This is a genomic window from Corallococcus sp. bb12-1, from assembly GCF_026626765.1.
Taxonomy (GTDB): domain Bacteria; phylum Myxococcota; class Myxococcia; order Myxococcales; family Myxococcaceae; genus Corallococcus; species Corallococcus terminator.
Genome location: NZ_JAPNJZ010000018.1, coordinates 340,077 through 362,808, shown reverse-complemented (window position 1 = coordinate 362,808; position 22,732 = coordinate 340,077). Strand labels below are relative to the sequence as shown.

At 69.3% G+C, this 22,732-nt stretch carries 17 protein-coding genes; 10 read left to right on the top strand and 7 right to left on the bottom strand.

The features are described from left to right. Window positions 1-2 precede the first annotated feature (2 nt). Together OV208_RS22205 and OV208_RS22200 are read left to right on the top strand one after the other, a co-directional pair. Complete coding sequence (locus OV208_RS22205) at window positions 3-1,037, top strand: GNAT family N-acetyltransferase (protein ID WP_267575876.1); 1,035 nt, start codon at window positions 3-5, stop codon at window positions 1,035-1,037. Between the two features lie 5 nt (window positions 1,038-1,042). Beyond that, complete coding sequence (locus tag OV208_RS22200; protein WP_267575875.1) at window positions 1,043-1,447, top strand: hypothetical protein; 405 nt, start codon at window positions 1,043-1,045, stop codon at window positions 1,445-1,447. A 61-nt stretch (window positions 1,448-1,508) separates the two neighbouring features. Here OV208_RS22200 and OV208_RS22195 read toward each other — a convergent pair whose 3' ends face one another. The 4 genes from OV208_RS22195 to OV208_RS22180 all read right to left on the bottom strand — a co-directional run bounded on the left by OV208_RS22195 (window position 1,509) and on the right by OV208_RS22180 (window position 7,263). Further along, window positions 1,509-2,387, bottom strand: a complete 879-nt coding sequence (locus tag OV208_RS22195; protein WP_267575874.1) for an aldo/keto reductase — start codon at window positions 2,385-2,387, stop codon at window positions 1,509-1,511. 51 nt (window positions 2,388-2,438) lie between these two features. Further along, window positions 2,439-3,227 (bottom strand): SDR family NAD(P)-dependent oxidoreductase, encoded by a 789-nt coding sequence (locus OV208_RS22190; protein WP_267575873.1) that lies wholly within the window; start codon window positions 3,225-3,227, stop codon window positions 2,439-2,441. A 434-nt stretch (window positions 3,228-3,661) separates the two neighbouring features. Beyond that, entirely contained in the window at window positions 3,662-5,473 is a 1,812-nt protein-coding gene (locus OV208_RS22185) for an ABC transporter ATP-binding protein (protein WP_267575872.1), read from the bottom strand. Then, entirely contained in the window at window positions 5,470-7,263 is a 1,794-nt protein-coding gene (locus OV208_RS22180; RefSeq protein WP_267575871.1) for an ABC transporter ATP-binding protein, read from the bottom strand. Before OV208_RS22180 ends, OV208_RS22185 begins: the two co-directional genes overlap by 4 nt. A 174-nt stretch (window positions 7,264-7,437) precedes the next feature. Between OV208_RS22180 and OV208_RS22175 the strand changes: the two genes are divergently transcribed. Together OV208_RS22175 and OV208_RS22170 are read left to right on the top strand one after the other, a co-directional pair. After that, window positions 7,438-8,472 carry an aldo/keto reductase gene (locus OV208_RS22175; RefSeq protein WP_267575870.1) on the top strand — a complete coding sequence of 345 codons (1,035 nt, stop codon included), beginning with the start codon at window positions 7,438-7,440 and terminating at the stop codon, window positions 8,470-8,472. 202 nt (window positions 8,473-8,674) lie between these two features. Further along, entirely contained in the window at window positions 8,675-11,029 is a 2,355-nt protein-coding gene (locus OV208_RS22170) for an arylsulfatase (RefSeq protein WP_267575869.1), read from the top strand. 70 nt (window positions 11,030-11,099) lie between these two features. Here OV208_RS22170 and OV208_RS22165 read toward each other — a convergent pair whose 3' ends face one another. After that, window positions 11,100-12,896 (bottom strand): M4 family metallopeptidase, encoded by a 1,797-nt coding sequence (locus OV208_RS22165; protein WP_267575868.1) that lies wholly within the window; start codon window positions 12,894-12,896, stop codon window positions 11,100-11,102. Window positions 12,897-13,239: 343 nt separating this feature from the next. Here OV208_RS22165 and rpsD point away from each other — a divergent pair, with 343 nt between their 5' ends. Both rpsD and OV208_RS22155 read left to right on the top strand, forming a co-directional pair. Beyond that, a complete protein-coding gene (gene rpsD / locus OV208_RS22160; protein WP_267575867.1) occupies window positions 13,240-13,872 on the top strand; it encodes a 30S ribosomal protein S4 in 633 nt (210 codons plus the stop codon). A gap of 113 nt (window positions 13,873-13,985) precedes the next feature. Further along, on the top strand, window positions 13,986-16,181 hold the full coding sequence (locus tag OV208_RS22155) for an FUSC family protein (RefSeq protein ID WP_267575866.1): 2,196 nt from the start codon (window positions 13,986-13,988) through the stop codon (window positions 16,179-16,181). Here OV208_RS22155 and OV208_RS22150 read toward each other — a convergent pair. Next, window positions 16,162-17,757 carry a HEAT repeat domain-containing protein gene (locus OV208_RS22150; RefSeq protein WP_267575865.1) on the bottom strand — a complete coding sequence of 532 codons (1,596 nt, stop codon included), beginning with the start codon at window positions 17,755-17,757 and terminating at the stop codon, window positions 16,162-16,164. The genes OV208_RS22155 and OV208_RS22150 overlap by 20 nt on opposite strands. Before the next feature lie 109 nt (window positions 17,758-17,866). On the opposite strand from OV208_RS22150, the gene OV208_RS22145 reads away from it, so the two are divergent. The 4 genes from OV208_RS22145 to rsmB are packed head-to-tail and all read left to right on the top strand — an operon-like array spanning window position 17,867 to window position 21,754. Then, window positions 17,867-18,457, top strand: coding sequence for a signal protein (locus OV208_RS22145; protein WP_267575864.1), 591 nt, complete (start codon window positions 17,867-17,869; stop codon window positions 18,455-18,457). Between the two features lie 37 nt (window positions 18,458-18,494). Beyond that, window positions 18,495-19,430 (top strand): methionyl-tRNA formyltransferase, encoded by a 936-nt coding sequence (fmt, locus tag OV208_RS22140; RefSeq protein WP_267575863.1) that lies wholly within the window; start codon window positions 18,495-18,497, stop codon window positions 19,428-19,430. A 51-nt stretch (window positions 19,431-19,481) separates the two neighbouring features. Next, window positions 19,482-20,441, top strand: coding sequence for a type II 3-dehydroquinate dehydratase (locus OV208_RS22135; protein ID WP_267575862.1), 960 nt, complete (start codon window positions 19,482-19,484; stop codon window positions 20,439-20,441). Beyond that, window positions 20,438-21,754, top strand: a complete 1,317-nt coding sequence (gene rsmB, locus OV208_RS22130; RefSeq protein WP_267575861.1) for a 16S rRNA (cytosine(967)-C(5))-methyltransferase RsmB — start codon at window positions 20,438-20,440, stop codon at window positions 21,752-21,754. Before OV208_RS22135 ends, rsmB begins: the two co-directional genes overlap by 4 nt. Before the next feature lie 34 nt (window positions 21,755-21,788). On the opposite strand, the gene OV208_RS22125 is transcribed toward rsmB, so the two are convergent. Then, a complete protein-coding gene (locus OV208_RS22125) occupies window positions 21,789-22,688 on the bottom strand; it encodes a LysR family transcriptional regulator (protein WP_267575860.1) in 900 nt (299 codons plus the stop codon). Window positions 22,689-22,732: the final 44 nt, after the last annotated feature.

Here is a 22,732-nt window from a genome sequence, read left to right as displayed (position 1 = left end):
TGGTGCTGGTGCAGGGCTTGCGCGACACGTTCGCGCAGCCTCCGCCCGCGGTCGAGTTCACGTTCGTGCATGCGGTCGAGGCGGAGGATCCTTTCTTCGAGAGCCTGAGAGGGGACTACCCTCCCTTCGAAGCATGGTTCCGCAAATGTCAGCAGGAACACCGCCGCTGTTGGGTGGTGCGAGGGGAGGGGCGGCACCTGGCCGCACTCTGCTTGATCAAGGACGAAGAGAGCGTTCTGGGGTTCAAGGGGCGAACGCTGAAGCTCTGCACCTTCAAGGTCTCGCCCCTGCATCAAGGCCGTCGGCTGGGAGAGCTTCTTCTCAAGAGCGTCTTCGAGCACGTCGCGAAGAACGGACATGCATTCGTCTATGTGACGGCCTACGAACGCCAGGGGCCGCTCATCGCCATGTTGGAGGACTTTGGCTTCCGGGTGGAGGGGAAGCAGGAAAACAGTGAACTCATTCTCGTGAAGCCAGTGAGGACCTCGGGGAGCGCCGAAGGCCTGGGCCCGCTTGAGTTCCATGTGCGCTACGGCCCTCCCGCGATGCGGTTCGACACTTCGGCCTTCATCATTCCCATCGAGCCCCGGTTCCATCACCTGCTCTTCCCGGATGCGGACCCCCAACTGTCGCTCGACCCAGGAGTCCACTCCTTCGGCAATGGGCTGCGGAAGGTGTACCTGTGCCGGGCGCAGATCCGGCAGATCGAGCCTGGGGCTCCGCTGCTCTTCTACTTGAGCCACTCCAGGAAGGCCGTGACGGTCGTGGGCGTCGCGGAGCAGACGCTCGCTTCTTCCGATGCCAATCAGATCGCCGCTTCCGTGGGGAAGAGGACCGTGTTCCCCCTTCGCGAGATCGAAGCGCTGTGCTCGAATGGAGAGGTGCTCGCCATCCACTTCCGACAAGCGGTCATCCTGAAGGAGCCCCTTCTCCTGAATGACCTGTGTCGCAACGGAGTGCTCAACGGCCCTCCGCAGTCCATCACCACGGTGCAGCAGGGAGGTCGTGAATGGCTCCGACAGCGACTCGGGCTGTAGTCCTGTTGCCTATCCAGCCCCGCTACGCGACGCCCATCCTGGATGGGCTCAAACGCGTCGAGTTCCGCAAGCGGGCCTTCCGCCGGGAGGTCTCGCACGTCGTGGTCTACTCCTCGAGCCCGGTGAAGCAGGTCGTCGGATTCTTCGAGATTCTCGGCATCGACGAGGCCCCTCCCGCGCAGCTCTGGCGCCGCTACTCACGGGAGGGGGCCATCTTGAAAGAGGACTACGACCGATACTTCTCGCAGTCCGACGAGGGGGTCGCGATCCGCGTGGGGAAGGTCCATGTCTTCCAGAAGCCCTTCCCCCTGGGAGACATCGAGCCTGAGCTGCGCGCTCCCCAGAGCTATTCCTATCTGAGCGCGGATGCCTTCTCGAAGATTCGAGGCCGGAGGGCGCTCGTCACCTGAGCCCCGGTCTCCCGCGAGCGCCCCACCGAGCTGTGTGCTGGTGGGGTGCCAATGACGTGGCTCAGCGGCCCGACGCCTGCGCGTCCACCGCGGCCAGCTCTTCCTTGCCGAGCTTCAGCTCCGCGCCCTGGACGTTCTCCTCCAGGTGCTTCACGGAGGACGTGCCCGGGATGGGCAGCATCACGGGCGAGCGCTCCAGCAGCCACGCGAGGGCAATCTGCGACGGCGTCGCGTTGTGCTTCTTCGCCACCGAGTCGAGCGTCCCGCCCGGCTTCGCCAGCCCACCTGTCGCCAGGGGGAACCAGGGGATGAAGCCCAGCTTCTCCTTCTCGCAGTAGTCCAGCACCTTCTCGTGCACGCGGTCGGTCAGGTTGTAGCGGTTCTGCACCGACACGATGTCCACGACCTTGCGCGCCCGCTGGATCTCCTCCACCGACACCTCCGACAGGCCGATGTGGCGGATCTTCCCTTCCTGCTGGAGCGCCTTCAGCTCGCCCAGCGACTCCTCCACCGGCACCTTCGGGTCGATGCGGTGCAACTGGTACAGGTCGATGCGCTCCAGCTTCAGCCGGCGCAGCGACAGCTCCAACTCCTGGCGCAGGTACTTGGGCGCGCCCACCGGGTGCCACTCATTGGGGCCCGTGCGCACCAGGCCCGCCTTGGTCGCCACCACCACGCCCTTCGCGTAGGGGTGCAGGGCCTCCGCGATGATCTCCTCGCTGACGTAGGGCCCGTAGGAGTCCGCCGTGTCGATGAAGTCCACGCCCAATTCCAGCGCGCGCCGCAGCACGCGCACCGCCTCCGCCCGGTCCTTGGGCGGGCCCCAGATGCCGGGGCCGGTGAGCTGCATGGCGCCGTAGCCCAGACGGTGGATGGGCAGGTCTCCGCCCAGCTTGAAGGTGCCGCTCTTCTCCACGGGACGCGTTGAAGTGCCGCTCATGGTTCTTCCTCCTGGAAATGGAAGCTGCTCGTGAACTGAAGATGGGGCGCGTCAGGACGGGGTGTTCGTCTGGTAGCGCCGGGCGAGGGTGCTCTTGTTGCCTCGGAACATTCCCGCTTCGGCCTGCGCCAGGGCCGCGAGGGCTTCCTCGGCCTCCAGCCCGGGCACGCAGACCGTCTCGTTGCGCTCCAGCGCGATGAGCGACGCGGTGACGACGTCCTCCGGGGGCATCGCTCCGACATAGCCGCCGTTGAACTCGGTGGAGGTCATGCCCGGGCAGACGACCTGTGCGCGCACTGGCGTGTCGCGCAGCTCGCCCGCGAGCGTGCGGGTGAAGTGGACGAGGAACGCCTTCGCGCCCGCGTACGTGGCCCGGTGGGGCAGGGGAACCGGGGGCAGGGCGCCGGAGAAGGCGAGCAGGGATGCGACGTTGATGACCGCGCCCCTGCCGCGCGCCAGCATGCCCGGCAGCGCTGCCCGGGTGGCCAGCATGGGCGCCAGGATGTGCAGGTGCGTGAGGCCCTCCAGCACCGCGGGATCCATTTGCGCGAAGGGGCCGTAGCCACCCACGCCCGCGTTGTTGATGACCAGGGTGATGTCTTCCCCGGCCGCGCGCTCGGCCACCCGGTGGATGTCCACGTCCGTCGTGAGGTCCGCTCGCATGACTTCCGCTCGGATGCCGTGCGCCGCCGCCAGTTTCTCCGCGAGCGCATGAAGCCGCTCTTCCCGACGGGCGATGAGGACCAGGTCATGCCCGAGCGCCGCCAGCCGCCGCGCGTACACCTCTCCAATTCCCGCGGACGTGCCCGTCACCAACGCGGTCCCTCGACTGCCTGCCATGCCTGCTCCCTGGGAAGATGGATGCGGGGCCGTGCCCCGCCGAGATGAATGCTGGAGACGGCGACCGCCCCCGCGAAGCGTACGGGCCATGGCGAGACCGCCAGGGCCGCACCCTTGCCCGCTGGGTAACGGGGGCAGGGCGTGCGCGCAACCCGCTCGTGCCTCCACGGAGCACATGGGTCGGCTTCACCACGTGGCGGAACCGACGAAGGGCGGTGCAGCACGTCGGCGCGCCTCATCGGTGAGCCCGGTGAGAAGAGCGCCGGAGGACGTGCCGGGCTCCTCCTTGGGCAACCTGTCCGACTGTCGGACAGGTTGGGACGCTTCGTCCGCGGAGGGGGCTTCCAGCCTGAGCCCTCACCGGTTTTCGCGGACAAACCGGCGTGCCCCTCCGCGCGCCCGTTGTGTGGGACACGGGCTCTCTGGACGCGGCTTCAGCCCAACGCCTGGGTCGCCCCGGGCCTGTCGCGGAACTGCTGGTGGTAGAGGTCCGCGTACAGGCCCCCCTTGGCGAGCAGCTCATCGTGGGTGCCTCGCTCGACGACAGCCCCCTGATCCATCACGAGGATGAGGTCCGCGTTCCGGATGGTGTTGAGCCGGTGCGCGATGACGATGCTTGTCCTGCCCGACAAGAGCCGCCCCAGCGCGAGCTGGATGAGCGCCTCGGTGCGCGTGTCGATGTTCGCCGTCGCCTCGTCGAGGATGAGCACCCGGGGATCGGCGATGACCGCTCGCGCGAACGCGAGCAGTTGCCGCTGTCCCTGGCTGAGCGTCGCGCCGCCTTCCCCCAGCACGCTGTCGTAGCCCTGCGGCAGCCGGGTGATGAAGTCGTGCGCATGCACCGCCTTCGCCGCGGCCTCCACGTCCTCGCGGGTGGCGCCGGGCTTCCCGTAGGCGATGTTGTCCGCCACCTTGCCGCTGAAGAGGAACGGCTCCTGGAGCACCATCGCCATCTGCTGGCGCAAGCTCGCGCGCGTCACCTGCCGCACGTCCTCCCCGTCGATGCGCACCGACCCCTCTGTCACGTCGTAGAAGCGCGGCACCAGGCTGGCCACCGTCGTCTTGCCCGCGCCCGTGCGTCCCACCAGCGCCAGCGTCTGGCCGGGCTCCAGGTGGAAGGACACGCCGTGCAGCACCGGCCGCTCCGCGTCGTAGCCGAAGGACACCCGGTCGAACACCACCTGGCCCTTCAGCGGCCCCAGCTCCACCGCCGTCGGTGCGTCCGGCGGCTCCGGCGTTTCATCGAGGATGCCGTAGATGCGCTCCGCCCCCGCCAGCGCGGACTGCATCAGCGTGGCCACCGACGCGGCCAGCTGCACCGGCCGGAAGAACTGCGCCACGTAGATGAGGAACGCGGCCATGCCTCCCACGGTGAGCCGTCCGCCCAGCACCAGCACGCCGCCGTAGCCGATGACCAGCGCGATGGACAGCGTGGACAGCAAATCAATGGCCGGCGAGAACGCGGACGTGATGCCCACCGCCGCCACGTTCGCGTCGCGGTTGGCCGCGTTGCGGTCGCGGAAGCGCTCGATGTTCTTCTCCGTGCGGTTGAACGCCTGCGCCTGCCGCACGCCGCCAATCTCCTCCTGGAGGTTGGCCGTCACGTCGCCCACCGTCTGGCGCGTCTTGCGGTAGGCACTGCGCGCCCGCGACGCGAAGAACCACGTGGTGAGCATGATGACGGGGATGAGGGAGAAGCACGCCAGCGCCAGCCGGGCATTGAGCGCCAGCATCGCGATGAGCACGCCGACGAGCCCCAGCACCGACCCCAACAACTGCGTCAGCCCCTGCGCGAAGAGCTGATTGAGCGTGTCCACGTCGCTCAAGAGCCGGCTCATCAGGTCGCCCAGTGGTCGGCGGTCGAACCACGCGAGCGGAAGCTGCTGGAGCCGCTCGAAGAGGCGCCGCCTCAGCTCCGCCAGCACCTTCTGCCCGGTGTGGCCCACCCGCCACGTCTGCGCCCGCTGCGCCAGCGCGCCCACCGCGTAGACGACGAACAGCACCGCCAGCGTCTGGAGCAGCCCGCGTCCGTCCCCCGAGCCGATGTCGTGGTCTATGGCCCGGCTCACCAGATACGGCCCCGCCGCCTGACACAGGGCGCCCACCAGGATGAAGACGAGCGCCACGCCCATCACGCGCCCATGCGGACGCAGCTCGCCCATCAGCCGACGCAACACCTTCCCGCGCCGCTGGGCCCGGTCGGACTCCAGCTCCGCCAGCGACTCGATGCCACCCGGCCGCCTCATGCCGCACCTTCCTGGCGCACCGGCTGGAGCTGCGACCCGAGGATGTCGTTGTACAGCTCGCTCGAGGCCCTCAACTCGTCATGCCGTCCCTTCGCGACGATGCGCCCCTCGTCCAGCACGAGGATGACGTCCGCGTCCCGCACGGTGCTGATGCGCTGGGCGATGACCACCGCCGTCCTGCGCCTGTCCCGCATCAGCGCGTCCAGCGCGCCCTGGATGGCCTCTTCCGTCTGCGCGTCCACCGCCGACGTGCTGTCGTCCAGGATGAGCAGGCGCGGGTCGGTGAGCAGCGCCCGCGCGATGGCCAGCCGCTGCCGCTGCCCACCGGAAAGCCCCACGCCCCGCTCGCCCACCACCGTGTCGTAGCCCTGGGGCAGCGCGCGGATGAACTCCGCCGCCTGCGCCGCTTCCGCCGCTGCCTCCACCTGCTCCCGGGTCGCGTCCAGGTGGCCGTAGGCGATGTTGTCGCGCACCGTGCCGGAGAACAGCAGCGCGTCCTGCAACACGACGCCGATCTGCGAGCGCAGGCTCGCGAGCGTCACGTCCCGCACGTCGTGCCCGTCCAGCAGCACCGCGCCCCCGGTGACGTCGTAGAAGCGGGGCAGCAGGTTGATGAGCGTGCTCTTGCCGGAGCCCGTCGTCCCCAGCACCGCCACGAACTGTCCGGGCTCCAGCGTCACGCTCAGCCCGCGGAGGATCTCCCGCTCGCTGCCCGCATAGCGGAAGCGCACGTCGCGCAATTCGATGCGGCCCTGGAGCGGCGGCAGCGGCACCGCGCCTGGACGGTCCGTCACCTCCACCGCCGTGTCGAGCAGTTCGAAGACGCGCAGCGCGGAGGCGCTGGCCCGCGACAGGCTGGACGCGAGAAAGCCCAGCGTCATCAGGGGCATCAACAGGAAGGCCAGGTAGCTGTTGAAGGCCACCAGCTCTCCCAGCGTGAGCCGCTGGTGGAAGATGCGCCAGCCACCCACGCCCACCACCATCAGCGTCCCCAGGTTGGAGAAGAAGGTGACGAAGGGGAAGTTGTTGGCCAGTGCATCCACCAGCTTGAGGTTCTGGGCCTGGAGCTTCGCGTTCGTCTCCTCGTAGCGCGCCATCTCCCGCGCCTCGGCGGAGAAGGCCCGCACCACGCGCAGCCCGCGCAGGTCCTCCTGGAGCGTGGTGTTGAGCGTGCCCAGCAGCGCCTGGAGTTGGCCGAACAGGGGCCGCATCTTCGTCACGAACGAGCGCAGCACGAAGAGGATGGGCGCCACGGACCCGAGCGCCGCCAGCGCCAGCACCGGATCCAACCACAGGAGCAGTCCCGCGCAGCCCACGAGCATCGCCGCCGACGCCGCGAACTGCACCACGCCGCTGCCCACGAAGGTGCGCACCGCCTCCACGTCGCTGGTGAGCCGCGTGAGCAACTGCCCCGTCTGCGCCTGGTCGTAGTAGCTGAAGGAGAGCCGCTGGATGCGCGCGAAGAGCGCGTCGCGCAGGTCGAACGCCACGCCCTGTGAAGCACGCTCGGCCAGATATCCCTGGAGGAAGTTGAACAGGCCCCGCCCCAGCGCGATGGCGACCAGTCCCCCCACCGCCAGCCACACCGGCCGCCGCTCCCCGCGCGCGAGCCCCTGGTCGATGGCGATGCGGATCATCTGCGGGGCGCCCAGGTTCGCCACCGACACCAGCAGCAGCGACAGCAGGGCCCCCAGGGACTCCAGGCGGTAGCGGCGCAGGTAGCGCAGGGCCCGGAGGATGGCGGCGAAGCCTCCGGCGGGGCGGCCGGAGGCGGGTGCGGACGTGCTCACGTGGCGGATCCCTGCCCCTTCGCTTGGAGCGCGGAGGCGCGCGCATGATGGGCGCGCGCCCGGGTTGCTTCAAGCACGACGCACGGGACATGAAGGCGGGCGAACAGGGTTGCGCGCCGCGCCATGTCCCGTTACGTCGGCCGCGGGATTCCGGTTCGTTGCGAGGTGAACGTCATGGAGCATCGGCAGCTGGGTGGTTCTGGTTTCAAGGTCCCCGTCCTCAGCCTGGGCACGGGCACGTTCGGTGGCTCGGGCGAGTTCTTCAAGGGCTTCGGCTCCAGCGATGTGAAGGAGGCCACGCGGCTGGTGGACATCGCGCTGGAGGCGGGCGTGAACATGTTCGACTCCGCGGACGGCTACTCCGCCGGGCTCGCGGAAGAGATTCTCGGCAAGGCGCTGGAGGGGCGGCGCGACCAGGCCATCATCTCCACCAAGGCGACGTTCCGCGCGGGCACCGGCCCCAACGACGTGGGCTCCTCGCGCTTCCACATCACCCGCGCGGTGGAGGCCGCCCTGCGCCGGCTGAAGACGGACTACATCGACCTGTTCCAGCTCCACGCCTTCGACGCGATGACGCCGGTGGAGGAGGTGCTCAACACGCTGGATGACCTCGTGCGCGCGGGGAAGATCCGCTACATCGGCTGCTCCAACTTCTCCGGCTGGCATCTGATGAAGTCGCTCGCGGTGTCGGAGCGCTACAACCTGGCCCGCTACGTGGCGCACCAAGCGTACTACTCGCTCGTCGGCCGCGACTACGAGTGGGAGTTGATGCCGCTCGCGCAGGACCAGAAGGTGGGCGCGGTGGTGTGGAGCCCGCTGGGCTGGGGCCGGCTGACGGGCAAGCTGCGCCGGGGCCAGCCGCGTCCGGAGACCAGCCGCCTGAACAACCCCGCCACCGCGAGCGGCGGCCCGCAGGTGCCGGAGGAGTACCTGTTCAAGGTCGTGGACGCGCTCGACGTCGTCGCGAAGGAGACGGGCAAGACGGTGCCGCAGGTGGCGCTCAACTGGGTGCTCCAGCGGCCCACCGTGGCCAACGTCATCATCGGCGCGCGCACGGAGGAGCAGCTCCGGCAGAACCTGGGCGCCATCGGCTGGAACCTCACGCCCGCGCAGGTGGCCACGCTGGATGCCGCCAGCTCCACGCCCTGGCCGTACCCGTACTTCCACCAGCGTCAATTCAGCGAGCGCAATCCCTTCCCGGTGACCTGAGCCGGTCCCCGCCACGATGGGCATCCTGCGCCCGTCGTGACGGAAGGAAGCGGACGGGGCCGGGGCCGCGCGGCTCCGACTGGAGGGCAGGTCCCTTCTCCCCCGGGACTGAGCACTTCACGTTCACGAGGTCACCGTCGGCGTGCCCGTAAGTCCCGGGCCGCCAGGCGGGGCTTCGCTTCGCGTGGAGGCGCGCCCGCTCATGTCCCTCAAGGAATACAAACCCGGCAGACCCTTTCCCGGCGTCATCGGCCGCACCTGGGAGCAGTCTTCTCCCGCATGGCCCTCGCCGTTGCGCTCGAAGCCCGGCGCCCCCAACGTCCTGTTCATCATCCTGGATGACACGGGCTTCGGGCACCTGGGCTGCTACGGCTCGCCCATCCGCACGCCGAACCTGGACCGACTGGCGAAAGGCGGGCTGCTCTACAACAGCATGCACACCACCGCGCTGTGTTCGCCCACTCGTTCGTGCATCCTCACCGGCCGCAACCACCACTCCAACGGGATGGCCACCATCACCGAGACGTCGCTCGGCTACCCCGGCTACAACGGCACCATCCCCTTCGAGAACGGCCTCCTCTCCGAGATGCTCATGGAGGCCGGCTACAACACGTATGCCATTGGCAAGTGGCACCTGGCCCCCGCGGAGCAGACGAGCGCCGCCGGGCCGTACTCGCGCTGGCCGTTGGGTCGCGGCTTCGAGCGCTTCTACGGCTTCCTGGGTGGGGACACGAATCAGTACTACCCGGACCTCGTCCACGACAACCACGCCATCCGCGCGCCCGCGACGCCGGAGGAGGGCTACCACCTCACGCCGGACCTCGTGGACAAGGCCATCGATTGCATCGCGGACACCAAGCAGGTCGCGCCCGACAAGCCCTTCTTCCTCTACTTCGCCACGGGCGCCATGCACGCCCCCCATCACGTGCCGAAGGAGTGGGCGGACCGCTACAAAGGGCAGTTCGACGACGGCTGGGACGCGTACCGGCAGAAGGTGTTCCAGAAGCAGTTGAAGCTGGGGGTGCTGCCCAAAGGCACGCAGTTGTCCCGCCATGACCCCGACGTGCAGGACTGGGAAGCGCTGCCCCCGGAGGAGAAGCGCCTCTACGCCCGCATGATGGAGGTGTTCGCGGGCTACCTGGAGCACACGGACCACCACATCGGCAGGCTGCTGAAGTTCCTGGAGGACACGGGACAGTTGGACAACACGCTCATCATGGTGCTGTCCGACAATGGCGCCAGCGCCGAGGGCGGGCCGCACGGCTCGGTCAACGAGCTGAAGTTCTTCAACAACACGCCGGAGTCGATGGCGCAGAACATGGCGGCCATCGACGAGCTGGGTGGGCCGAAGTACTTCAACCACTACCCGTGGGGCTGGGCCTGGGCGGGGGACACGCCGTTCCGCCGCTGGAAGCGGGAGGTGTACCGGGGCGGCACCACCGACCCGTTCCTCGTCCACTGGCCCAAGGGCATCCAGGCGAAGGGCGAGGTGCGCTCGCAGTACGCGCACGCCATCGACATGGTGCCCACGGTGCTGGACTGCCTGGGGCTGGAGCCGCTGGCGGAGATCCGGGGCGTCACCCAATCCCCCATCGAAGGCGTCAGCTTCAAGCACACGTTCAACGACGCGAACGCGGAGAGCAGGCACCACACCCAGTACTTCGAGATGTTCAGCAACCGCGCGCTCTACCACGACGGCTGGCGCGCGGTGTGCCCGTTCCCCGGGCCGTCCTTCACGGAGGCGGGGGAGGGCTTCGGCGAATCGACGCTGACCGAGGACCGGCTGCGCGAGCTGGATGCGCAGGGCTGGGAGCTGTACCGCGTCTCCGAGGACGCCTCCGAGACGAAGAACGTGGCGGAGGAGCACCGGGGCAAGCTCATCGAGATGATCGCCCTCTGGTACACCGAGGCGGGGCGCTACCAGGTGCTGCCACTCGCGTCGCCAACGCGCGCCGTGTTCGCGCAGGAGCGACCGCAGATCACCCAGGACCGCAAGCGCTACGTGTACCGCCCGCGCACCTCACCCACGCCAGAGAACGCGGCCGTCCACGTGCTCAACCGCCCCCATACCATCACCGCCGAGGTGGACCTGAGCGGCGAGGCGGAAGGGGTGCTGCTGTGCCATGGCGGCCTCACCGGCGGCTACACCTTCTTCGTCCAGGACGGGAAGCTGCACTACGTCTACAACTTCGTCGGCGAACAGGAGTTCCACATCGAGTCCGCGGTGGAGGTGCCGCAGGGGCGCTCGGAGTTGAAGTTCTCCTTCGAGCCCACCGGCAAGCCCGACCTGAAGGCGGGGCGGGGCGCGCCCGGACGGGGCCGGCTCTACATCAACGAGGACCTGGTGGCCCAGAGCGACATTACCGCGACCATGCCGCTCATCCTCAGCCTGGGGGAGGGGCTGACGTGTGGCCGGGATGAGAGCTCAGCCGTGAGCAAGCTCTACGCCGCGCCCTTCGAATTCACCGGCACGCTCTTCCAGGTGACGGTGGACGTCTCCGGCAGGCACATCCGCGACGCGAAGTCGGAACAGAAAGCGGCGCTGGCGAAGCAGTGAGGCGTTGAAGCAGGCAACGACAGGCCCGGACGGGAGGGGGAAGCCCGTCCGGGCCTCGAAGCGGGAGTGACTACTTCACGCCGACGGCGGTCCAGGCGTCCTGGACCTTCTTCACTTCGACGGAGTCCTTGCCGTACAGGTCCGTGGCGGCCTTCACCGTGGCCGCGCGGGCCTGGGTGAAGTTCGTCTGCGGCGTCATGTACGTGGTGAGGGCGCGGCCGAAAATCTTGAGGCTCTTCTCCATGCCGATGCCGTCCTTCACTTCCAGGCCGGACGTCTTGTTCTTGCCGCCCTCGGTGAGCAGGTAGAAGGCGTTGTTGGCGATGCCGCTGGAGCCGTGCACTTCCGTCATCTTCGGGAAGTTCTTGTAGTTGTCGATGGAGTACCCGTCCGCCGTCGGGTCGTTCATGTAGCGGAGGGCATCCGTGTTGTCGCCGTTCTTGGGCGTCCACGCGTCCTCGCCCACGGCCCAGTCGAACTTCACCGCGCCGTTCTTCTGGCTGGCGAACCACTCCACGCCCGTCCCCATGATGTCGCTGAAGGATTCGTTGAGGCCACCGGACTCGCCCTCGTACTCCAGGCCCGCGGTGCGCTCGGTGAGGCCGTGGCTGATTTCGTGGCCGGCGATGTCCAGCGTGGTGAGCGGGCCGGAGTCCTTCCCGTCGCCGTCGCCGTAGCTCATCTTCTCGCCGTCCCAGAACGCGTTCACCAGGTTCACGTCGGTGTGCACGTAGGAGACGAGCTTCTCACCCTTGCCGTCGATGGAGTCGCGGCCGAGGATCTCCTTGTAGAAGTCGTACGTCATCTCCGCGCCGTAGTGCGCGTCCACCGCGGTGGCGGCGCGGGCGGGGTCGCCCTTCTCACCCCAGACGTCGTTGGCGTCCTTGAAGGCCGTGGTGCCCGACGCGGTCTCCTGGTTCTTCGCGTCGTACGTCACGATGCCCTTGCCGCGCGTCTTGTCCTCCAGCGAGTACGTGCCGTCCGCGTTCTTCGTCGTGGAGAGGTCCACCTTGCCGCTGTACATCGTCGTGTCGTCCGCGACGCCCGTGGCGCGGGGCTTCTCACCCGTGGTGGGCGCGGGCGTGGTGGGCGTCTTCGACGGCGTCGTCGCGCCGCCCGCCGGGCGGTTGGCACCCGGGCGGTCGTAGTGGCTGATGGTGTTGAACTGCTTGATGGACTCGCCGGTGTTCGCGTCGATGAAGTAGTTCATCGAGCGGGGCTCCTTGCCGTTGCCCACCGACGTGTCCGTCAGCGTCACGTGGAAGGCCGCGCGGTACTGGCCGTCCTTGCCCTTCACGATTTCACGCTCCACGGTGGGCGCGCGCGTCGTGCCGCCGTTGAAGTCCTTCTGCGCCGTGGCCAGCGCGTCCTTCGCGGTCAGCTTCGTGGGCGCCTTGCCCAGGCCCACCGGGATGTCGGACACGTCGCCCGTGAGGCTGTCGAACTGGCCCTTCGCGTCCAGGTGGCCGATGACCTGCTCACCGGAGACCTTCACGCCCTCGTGCATGCGGTCCAGGCGAACGTGCGTCATGCCCAGCTGGTCGCGCTCCACCGAACGGGGGGAGAACGCCGCGCCGCCCGTGACGCCGGACAGCTGCGGGTTCTTCTGGTTCACGTACGACACGGTCTGCTGCACGGCCTGCTGCGCCTGGGGGCTGCTCAGGTCCACCGGACCCGGCGTCACCTTCGTGCCCACGCCGTTCAGCGCGACCGTCGCCTTCGCCTTGCTGGGCGCGCCGGTGCTGAAGCTGGACTGGGAGCTCATGCCCACCGGGCCCGCGGGCTTCGCGACGGTGTTCGTCGCCTTGGTGTCGGTGCGGGTGGCCGGGATGACGGCGGGCTTCGAGAGGTCGGTGCGAAGAGCCATGGTGGTTTTCTCGGGGGGAAGGAGACTTACAAATTGATTCTCGTGTCAGGCGCCAGAAGGTTGCGTGTGGGCTGAATCCTGACAGGGGGTTTTGTGGCTCAAGGCCATGATTTTATTGATGAAGTATTCGTCCTACATTTCGCGCAAATGAACCTTCCGACCGGTAGGGAGGCGACCTTGCGGGGATGTATTTCGGTTCATTTTCAAGCGCTTCCAGGCCCGCCGTCCACCCACCCCCAGTGGCTGGAAGCTTGACCGCCCGCTTCCTTTGCGGGTATTGAAATTGATAGTGATTATCAACTTCAACTTGGCTCGAGCCAACAGGTAGGACGGAGGACACGCCGTGGCACGTGAACTGGGACCGCGAGGGAAGATGTGTCGGCGGTTGGGCATTCCCCTTTCGCGCATCAGCGCGAAGGACCCCGACAAGGACCCCGTGTTGCGGCGGCCGTATCCGCCCGGTCAACACGGCGCGACGGCGCGCACGTCGGTGAGCGACTTCGCGCAGCGGCTGCGGGAGAAGCAGAAGCTGAAGCTGTACTACGGCCTGCTGGAGAAGCAGTGCCGCAGCGCCTTCCTGGAAGCGCGCCGGTCGCCGGGCAACACCGGCAAGGTGCTGATGCAGCTGCTGGAGAGCCGGCTGGACGCGCTGGTGCTGCGCGCGGGCCTGGCGACGAGCATCCGTCAGGCGCGGCAGTTCGTGCGCCACGGCTACTTCCAGGTGGACGGCCGCAACGCGGACATCCCCAGCATCCGCCTCAAGCCGGGCAACGAGGTGCGCTTCCATCCCGCGCACCTGAAGCTGACGGCGGTGCAGGACGCCTTTGGCCGGATGAAGTCCCGGCAGGTGCCCGCCTACGTGCAGGTGCTGGGCGCGGGCGAAGGCATGAAGTTCGTGCGTCTGCCGGAGCGCGAGGAGATCCCCGTGGACGTGAACGAGCCGTTCATCGTCGAGTACTACGCGCAGCGCAGCTGAAGCACCGGCTGGCCCCCGCTCGCCCGTGAAGCATGCGGGCAGGCGGGGGCGGCCCGAAGTGCCCGCGCATCCCATCTTCCCCAAGGACTCTGACCAGGGGAGGAGCGGCGAGGATGCGCGGGGAGGAGGGCGAGCCGGCGCAGCAAGGGTGGGTGGCGCCTCGTGGGCGTTCAGCCCGGGGGCACCTGCCGCGCCACGTCGCCGGCCTCTTCCGTTTCCAGCCGGGCCGGCCCGCGGTGGCGGCGGGTTTGCGCACGGGGCTGGCGTTGGGTGTCCCGCTGCTGGTCTCCGTCCTCTTGCAGATGCCGCAGGCGTCGTGGGCGGGCATGGCGGGCCTGTTCGTGGCGCTGGTGGACAAGGGCGGGCCGTACCGCACCCGGGCCCGGGCGATGGGTGCGATGACGGTGCTGGGCGCGCTGGTGGGCTTCATCATCGCGCTACCGAGTCCCTTGTGGGTGGACGTGGCGCTGACGTTCCTGTGGGTGACGGCGTGCGGCTTCGCGCGCAGCTTCGGGGACACGCCGGGCATCCTGGGCATGCTGCTGGCGAACCTGTTCGTGGTGTCGCTGGCCCTGCCCGCGCGCGGCCCGGAAGCCGTGCTGATGCAGGCGGCGTTCTTCGTGGCGGGCGGCCTGTGGTCCATGTTCCTGTCGCTGGTGTTGTGGCCGCTGAGGCCCTACCGCCCGGCGCGGCTCGCCATCGCCACCTGCTACGAGGAACTGGCGAGCGGCGCGGAGGCGGTGGCGGACTGGCCACTGGAGGGGCCGTCCCGGGTGGGGACGTGGGAGTCCGTGCAGCGGGCGGCTCGCATGCGGCAGTCGCTGGAGACGGCGCGCGCCACGCTGGGGGCCACGCGGCAGGGGCGGCAGGAGGAGAGCGGACGCGGCGAGCACCTGCTGGTGTTGCTGGAGGATGCGGACGCGCTGTCGCTGCTGCTCACCGCGATGTCGGAGTCGCTGGACGAGGCGCCGCGCGACGGGGCCTGCCGCGAAGCCCGCCTGGAGGCGCAGCGCGCGCTGCGGTCGCTGGCGGTGGACCTGCGGGGCGTGGTGGGTGCGCTGGTGCGGGGCACGGTGCCGGTGCCGGCCGCCTGGGACGCGGAAGGGGTGACCCGGGTGGTCCAGGCGGGCAGTCCGCCGGAGCCAGCGCGTTCTCAGTACGCGCACGTCGCGGGGCTGCTGGGGCGGCTGCGCGAGCACAGTGCGGTGGCGTTGGACGTGGCCTCCCGGCTGGAGCGCGGCAGGCCCCTGCCCGAGCGCGACACGAAGCCCTTCGCCGCGGAGCCGGGCCAGGAGCGCTCCTGGTGGGCGGTGCTGGGCGACCACCTGACGCCGAAGTCCGTGGTCTTCCGGCATGCGCTGCGACTGGGCCTCACCGCCACGGTGGCGACGGCGGTGGCGGAGGGGCTGGGGCTCGACCACTGGTACTGGGTGACCATCACCGTCATCGTCGTGCTGCAACCGTACGCGGGCCTCACGATGGAGAAGGGGCTGCAACGCGTGGCGGGCACGCTGGTGGGCAGCGTGCTGGCGATGGGGCTCGTGCACATGCTGCCCGCGCGGTGGCTGATGCTCGCGGCCATCGTGGTGCTCATCTGCGTGTCGGTGAGCGTGCGGCCGTTGAACTTCACCGTCTTCCAGGTGCTGCTGGCGCCCGCGCTGGTGCTGCTCGCGGAAATCCAGACGGGGGACTGGCAGCTCGCGGGCGTGCGCATCTTCAACACGCTGCTGGGCGGAGCGCTGGCGCTGGCGGGCATGCGGTTGTTGTGGCCGAGTCCCGAACACGCGCGCTTCCCGGAGGAGGTGGCCTCCGTGCTTCGGGCGGACCGGGACTACCTGCGGGAGGTGGCGCGGACGCCGGTGCCCACGGAGCCGGCCCTGCGCGAGGCGCGGCGCAAGGTGGGCGTGGCGCTGTTGTCGGCGGAGGCGTCCTTCCAGCGGCTGCTCAGCGAGTGGAAGGGCCCGGCGAAGGAGCTGGAGCCGGGCATGGCGCTCATCACCTTCGCGCGGCGCTTCACGGCGGCGGTGACGGCGCTGGCCGCGAGCCGGGCCTGGCATGCGGAGTCAGACCTGGGGCCGGTGGTGCGCTACGCGTCGGACGCGCTGGAGGAACTGTCCTCGGCGCTGGTGGCGCGCCGCGTGCCGGGTGGGCTCAAGCGTGAGGCGCCTCCGGTGGAAGGCGTGGACGCGCTGGAGCGCACGCAGGTGTCGCGGCTGGTGCGCCAATTGGGCGTGCTCCACCACGCGGTGGAGCGCATGCCACCGGCCCTGCGTGCGGCGGAGGCCGACGTCAGGCCCGTTCCAGCTTGATCAACAGCCGGCGCAGGTCCTCGTTGACGCGCACGAAGTTCGTGTTGCCCTTCTCATCCTCCAACTGCTTGCGCATCGCGGGCAGCGACGCCTCGCGCAGCTTCTTCGCCGCGGCGGGCTCATCCGTCAGCCAGTCCACCGCCTGGATGACCGTGGCGCGCGCCTCGGTGTTCTTCTCGGTGAGCCGCGTGGCCAGCGTCGGGCCCTGGTCCGCCGCGCCTGAACGTCCCAGCTCCAGCGCCGCGCGCTCCAGCAGCACCGCGTCCGCCTTGGGCAGCCGCTGCGACCAGCAGCCCGCGTTGCCGGTACAGGCCTGCGCCGCTTCCAGCACCGCGCCATGGCCCAGGATCAGGTCCGCGCGCTTCTTGCCCAGCGCCGCCGCGTCCTCGCAGCCTTCCTCTCCCGTCACCTGGCAGTCGGCCGCCGTCCGCGCGGGCTCCGCCGCGGCCAGCTTCGCGAGCATCGGCTGCTCACGCGCATCCCCCAGCAGCGCGATGCCCTTCAAGGCCACCTCCCGCGCGTACCAGTCCGGGCTGCCCGCCGCCTTCTCCAGCGCGGGGAGCGCGTCGCGGCTGCCCACCAGCGAGAGCGCTCGCACATAGACATCCCGCACCGTGGGGTCCGGCTCCGACACGAGCGCCGAGAGCGGCTTCACCGCCTCCGGCGCCCTCATCCGCCCGAGCGAATCCGCCGCCTGCATCCGCACCAGCGCCTGGATCTGCGGATCCGAATGCGAGAACGACAACTGCTTCACCAGCGGCGCCACCGCGCGCTTCTCCCTCAGGTCCCCCAGCACCTGCGCGACCTTCATCGGGTAGCTGGCCGGGTTGACGCCCTGGGCCTTCGCCCACGTGAGCAGCTCCGGGTCCTTGCCCTCCAGCGCTGGCAGGAGCGCATCCGCCGCGGGCGCGCCCATCTGGTACAGCGCGAAGCTGCTCTCCACGTAGAAGGACACGCCCCGGCGCTCCTTCGTCAGCGTGCGCAGCAGCGCGGGGATGGCGCGTGGGTCGCCAATCTGGCCCAGCGCCTCGATGGCCTTCTTGTTGAGGAAGGGCTCCGCGGCCTCGTCCGTCGCCATCGCGATGAGCGAATCCACCGCCGGCTTCGCCTTCAGCGCGCCCAGCACCTGCACGGCCTCGATGCGCGTGTAGTTGTCCTTGTTGCGCAGCAGCGGCACCAGCGACGGCACCGCGCGCGCATCTCCAATCTTGCCCAGCGCGCCGACGATCGCCTTGTTCACCTGCTGCTCGGACGAATCGCTGGCGGATGGATCAATGGCCGCCGTCAGCGGCTCCAGCGAGGAGGCGTGGTGCAGGTCGCCCAGCGTCCGCGCCACCGCCGCCTTCACCTCCGGCTTGCGCTCGGACGCCAGGCGCGCGTGGAGGAAGGGCAGGAACGCTTCGTTCACGTTGCCCGACGTGCGCATCGACTCAATGACTCGCACGCGGTCATCCGGGCGTTTCGCCCCCTCCAGACTCGACTGCCAGTACTCCGGCGTCTTCGGGTCCTGCTTCGTGCAGCCTCCAAAGGTGAGGCAGGACACCATGAGGGACAGGGCGACGACTGAGCGGGACATGGGCATGGGGCTCCTTTGCGTCCAAAAGTCTGCGCTGCCGTCGGGTGTAGACCCGACGTGTCGAAGGACGCAAACCTCCAACGACTCCTGGGGTACGCTGGTCAACGACATGGCCCTTGCTGAAGACAGTCGTAACGCGTCGCGTCCGAACATCCTCCGTCGGACGTACCTGCTCGACCGGGAGTTCCAGCTCAAATACATCCTGCTGCTCACGGGGATGGGGGCGGGGAGCATGCTGCTGTTCGGCGTGCTCGCGAACCAGGTGCTGCGGATGTCCGCCGAAGGCGGGCTGTCAGGCGAGGAGACGCTCTGGTGGCTCACCGGCGTGGGCACCGTGGGCATGGGCATCGCGCTGGGCCTGTTCGGCCTGCTCTTCACGCACCGTGTGGCGGGACCCGTTCACGTGATGAGCCTCTACGTCGCGGCGCTCGCGGCCGGCCGCTATCCGCGCCTGCGCCCCCTGCGGCGCAAGGATGAACTGCGAGCCTTCTTCGGGCGCTTCAGCGAGGCGGTGGACCGCATCCGTCAGCGCGAGGCCGACGAGGCCCTGGCGCTGGAGCAGGCGCTGTCGGTGCTCAAGGACCTGGGCGCCACGCCCGAGGCCCGCGAGGCCCTGGCCACGCTGGAGTCCCTGCGCGCCCGCAAGCGGCAGGCGGTGGACACGTCCGCGCCGCCCGCCACCTTCAAGTCCGTGGCCTGAAAACCACTCCCCCTCTTCCCAAGGGACTCCCCTCACAATGAGCCGACCCCGCATCGTCTTCATGGGCACGCCCGAGTTCGCCGTGGCCTCGCTGGAGGCCTGCTTCGACGTGGGCGACGTCGTGGCCGTCGTCACCCAGCCGGACAAGCCCAAGGGCCGCAGCGGCGCCCCCATCGCGTCGCCCGTGAAGGAGCGCGCGCTGGAGAAAGGCCTCCCGGTGCTCCAGCCGCAGAAGCTGCGCACGCCGCCCTTCGTGGACGAATTGCGCCAGTACGCGCCCGACGTCTGCGTGGTGACGGCCTACGGGAAGATACTGCCCAAGGACCTGCTGGCCCTGCCGGTGAAGGGCTGCGTCAACGTGCATGGGTCGCTCTTGCCGCGCTTCCGGGGCGCCGCGCCCATCCAGTGGGCCATCGCGCACGGCGACACGGAGACGGGCGTGACGCTGATGGTGATGGACGAAGGCCTGGACACGGGCCCCATGCTGGCGACGAAGCGGCTGCCCATCGCCCCGGACGACACGAGCGCCACGCTGTACCCGAAGCTGGCCGCGCTGGGCGGAGAGCTGCTCCGCGAATCCCTTCCACGTTACCTGAGCGGGGAGCTGACCCCCACGCCCCAGCCGTCCGAGGGCATGGTGCTGGCGCCCATCATCGACAAGGAGAACGCGAAGCTGGACTTCACGAAGTCCGCGGTGGAGTTGGATCGGCGCCTGCGGGCCTTCACGCCGTGGCCCGGCGCGTACACGCTGCTGTCAGGCAAGGTCTTCAAGGTGCACCACATGCGGCCCGCGTCGGGAAAAGGCGAGCCCGGCACGGTGTTGTCCGCGGGGCCGGAGGGCATCGAGGTGGCGTGTGGCGAGGGCTCGCTCGTCTTCCTGGATGTCCAGCCAGAGGGCAAGCGCGTGATGCGCGCGTCGGATTTCCTCTCCGGCCACAAACTGCAGCCGGGCAGTCAGCCGTTTTCGTCATGAGCGCGCCCCGAGCGCCCCATGGAATCATCGAAGCCTAGGGAGTCTCCATCGATGGGCATGAAGCTGCTGGTGTTGCACGGACCGAACCTCAACCTCCTGGGCGAGCTCGAGGACATCGCGGGGGGCCGCCTGTCGGACCTCGACGCGGCCCTGCGCGAGAAGGCGAAGGCGTTGGGCCTGGAGCTGAAAATCGTCCAGTCCAACCATGAGGGCGTCCTCATCGACACGCTGCACGCCGAGCGCAAGCACGTGGAGGGCATCGTCATCAACCCGGCGGGCTACTTCACGTCCTACGCGCTGAAGGAAGCGCTGGAGGCGGTGGGCCTGCCCGCCATCGAAGTGCTGCTCAAGCCGCCCGCGCGCGAGTCCATCGTCGCGGAGGCGTGCGCGATGCAGGTGCTGGGACTGCACGGCTTCGACCCCTACCTCCAGGCGCTGGAGACCTTCGCGAGCGGCATCTTCAACCCCGCCATCCCGGGCCCCGTGAAGACGCTGGGCCGGCGCAAGGGCAAGGGCGCGCCGACGGAGGGCACGGCCCGCCCGACGCCCAAGCTGGTGGGCCGGGTGCACCCGCTCAAGGGCGGCGCGTCGGACCCCACGCCGCTGGCCTCGCCCACGCGCTCGCTGGCGCGCACGGTGGAGGCGGGGGGGCACCTGAAGACGCTGGGCCGCAAGTCCACGACGTCCTCGGATGCGAAGACGGAAGGCAAGGCGGGCAAGACGCTGGGCCGCGCGGCGAAGGCGGGGGCCACGCCCGCGTCGGACCTGCTCACCCGGGCGCTGGTGCGCCAGAAGATCGCGGACCGGCTGGCCGGAAGACTCAGCGATGCGGAGCTGGCCACCTGGGCACGCGCGAAGTATCAGCAGGTCCAGCGTGGCGAACCCGCGGAGAGTGGCCACCGCGACCTCCTGGAGGACAGTCTCCAGAGCCTCACCCTGTCCCATCTGCCCGCGACGCGGATGTCGGACGAGCAACTGGTGGATTTGATGACCCGGCTGGAAGAAGGATGAACGCCCGTACCCTCGCCATCAACATCCTCGCGCGCGTGCGCGCCACGGACGCCTACCTCAACGTCGTGCTGGACACGGCGCTGTCGGAACACCCGCCCAAGGACCCCCGCGACGCGTCGCTCGTCACGGAGCTGACCTACGGCGCCACCCGCCGGCAGATGGCGCTGGACTACGCCATCACCCGCTTCGCGGACCGCAAGCTGGACGCGCTGGAGGACAAGGTGCTGGCCGCGCTGCGCGTCGGCGCCTACCAGCTCTTCCACACTCGCGTGCCCGCGCGGGCCGCCGTGGCGGAGACCGTGCAGGCCCTCAAGGACGTGGGCCTCGCGCGCGCGGCGGGCTTCACCAACGCCATCCTGCGCAAGCTGTCGGAGCTGCCCTCCGCGCCGCTGCCGTCCCAGAAGGACGCGGTGGAGTACCTGTCCGTGCGCGAAAGCCATCCGCGCTGGCTGGTGGAGCGGTGGATCCGCCAGTTCGGCCGCGAGCGCGCCGAAGCGATGCTGGTGGCCAACAACCTGCCGCCCGCGGTGGTGGTGCGCGCCAACACGTCCAAGGTGACGCGCGACGCGCTGCTCGCCCAGCTCAAGGAAGTGGGCGTGGACGCGCGCCCCACGGAGTTCTCGCCTGTGGGCATCACCCTGCCGCCCGTGGGGAAGGTGGAGGACCTGTACGGCTATTCGGAAGGGCTGTGGCAGGTGCAGGACGAAGCCGCGCAGCTCGTGGGCGTCTACGGCCAGATTCCGGAGTCCGCGCGGGTGCTGGATGCGTGCGCCGCGCCGGGCGGCAAGGCCTGTCACCAGGCGGAGACGCACGACGTGGTGGCGGTGGACCTGCACGCGAACAAGCTGCGCAAGATCGACGCGGAGGCCCAGCGGCTGGGGCTGTCCGGCCGGCTGAAGGCCTTCGCGCACGACGCCGCGGAGCCGTTCCCGGAGGCCTGGGGCGAATTCCACGCGGTGGTGGTGGACGCGCCCTGTTCGGGCCTGGGCACGCTGCGCCGGCACCCGGAGTTGCGCTACCGCCGCAAGGAGGAGGACGTGCCCCGGCTGGCCACGCTCCAGCGGCGCATCCTGGAGAACTGCCAGGAAGCGGTGCCGCCCGGGGGCCTGCTGGTGTACGCGGTGTGCACGCCCGAGCCGCAGGAGGGGCAGGACCAGGTGGACATGTTCCTGCGCAGCCACCCGGAGTGGACGGCGGAGCCGCCCGTGCTGCCCGGTCTCAAGCTGCCCCTGGCCCAGGCGTGGTTGCGCACGCTGCCGGGCCCCGAGGGCTACGACGGCTTCTTCGCCGCCCGGCTGCGCAAGATGTACTGAGCGCCCGCCGGGCGAGGGCCTTCGAAGCGTAAAGTCAGTCGTCCTGCGGGAGCAGGGAGGCCTGCTTGAAGGCCTCCAGCACGGCGGCGGACGCGCGGTCCAGGTACTTGCCCTTGCGGATGAGCAGGCCGATGGGGCGCGACACCGGCCCCTCGGCGAAGGGCTTCGCGACCAGCGTGCCCGCCTTGATCTCCGCGTGGGCCGTGGCGAGCGGGAGGATGGCCACACCCAGGCCCATCTCCACCGCGCGCTTGATGGTCTCCACGTTGTCCATCTCCATCACCGGATTGATGTCGATGTTCTTCTCGCGGAACAGGCGATCCAACGCCTTGCGCGTGGGCGCTTCACGGTCGAAGGCGATGAAGGGCACGCCCGACAGCGCCGTGACGCTCACCTTCGTCTTCGTGGCGAACGTGTGGTTGGGCGCGCACACCACCGCCAGCTTGTCGTCGCGGAACGGCAGGATGTCCACGCCCGCGCGCGGCTGCGGATAGGCCACGATGCCAATCTCCGCCGCGCCCAGAATCACGTCGTCGTAGACCTGATCATTGCGCCGGTAGTTCAGGCGCATGTTGACCTTGGGGTGCGTCTTCAACAGCTGCTTCTGCACCACGTTCAATTCGTGCAGGCCCACCGAGTAGATGGTGGACACCGTGGTGGCGCCCGCGACCTCCGTGGCCTGCTCGCGGATCTCCTGCTCCACCTCCGCGAAGCGCGCGAGGATCTCCTTGCAGCCCCGGAACAGGCGCTCGCCCGCCGGCGTGGGCGTCACCTGACGCGCACTGCGCGAGAGCAGCTTCTGTTCGTACCGGTTCTCCAGCGCGCGAATCTGCTGGCTCACCGCTGACTGCGTCACGTGATTGAGCTGCGCCGCGCGCGAGAACGAGCCCGTCTCGACCACGTCACAGAACATCTTCAACGATTCGAGCTGCATAAGGCGGTCTCCTACCCCCAAACCTAATGGTCGGGCCAGTAGTA